At 40.5% G+C, this 1,036-nt stretch carries 1 protein-coding gene; it reads right to left on the reverse strand.

The genetic code is table 11. The features are described 5' to 3' along the window. Positions 1–493: 493 nt before the first annotated feature. The coding region (locus tag D1136_RS07895) for a hypothetical protein (RefSeq protein WP_161877097.1) at positions 494–1,036 on the reverse strand (543 nt) is incomplete at its 5' end.

Raw genomic sequence — 1,036 nt, forward strand, 5'->3', positions numbered from 1 at the left:
CTGTTCCATCAGTAGCTTGTAAGCATCCTGCGGGTAATGAATGGAATATCTGTCTGCCGCCTTTACTTTTGGCTTATAGCTTACCGTTAATTCGCTAACCTGTTGCATAATCTATTTTATTTGTTGTTTGTAATCTAAAAATGAGGGGAGGGCATTACCCCTTCCCTCAACGCACAATACCCCCTATATGGAGTATTAATGCACCCTGCCTGTAAAGTATAAGCCATATCTTTTGTCCTGAATGTGGGATTTCAGGTATATAATGGAGTAATAAAACAAGTTGATTGTAACTTCTAATCAGAATATCTGCACAGGTATACCTGTTTGTATCTGCACCTACTAATGCCAGATAAAAGCCATTTTTTTAGTTGGCAAAATTACAAGTAAAAAGCCTGTCTGTTCCTGTGCCAGTTCTGCCCTGTCTGACCTCTGCTACACACATAAAATAAGTAAAAAGGAGAGCATGATAACTCTCCTTCCTGTACCTGTTTTGTTACCCTTCCATTTCCACCGCTTCAAAATAGGCAACCTCTTTTTCCTGTAACTTTTCACCACTCAGCCCATAAAGCGATGGTGTACCCATGCTGAAATCCGGTTTAATGGCTTTAAACGTTTCACCTGTACACCTGAGCAGTTTACCAATAATGTACTTCTTTACATAATCCACCTGTCCCTCTGGCGAATCAGCAAAAGCAGGTATATTTACAATCTGCTTTACCTGTTTGATGCCCTCTCCGTCATAGGCAGGATAGGGCTGTACCAATTTGTTCAGGCTGATACCTCCTTTCTTAACGGGTTCTCCTGTCTGCTTGTCAAAAAGTATGGTAATCAAGCCTAAGTAATACCTTTTGTTTTCTGGCAGGCGTTCTTTATTTGGCTTTTCTATCTCCACCCATTCGTCCGTAATAAAGTAGTTGAAAAAGTTACTCAGTCCTGATACGCCTTTCTCGTTGGCTTGATATGCGTACTTTTCTGCAATCGTATCGACATTAATGGAACGTACATTTTTTGGTTTGGGCAGTTCTTTGGTGTTTTC

Source organism: Odoribacter sp. Z80, from assembly GCF_009935865.1.
Taxonomy (GTDB): Bacteria; Bacteroidota; Bacteroidia; order Bacteroidales; family Marinifilaceae; genus Odoribacter.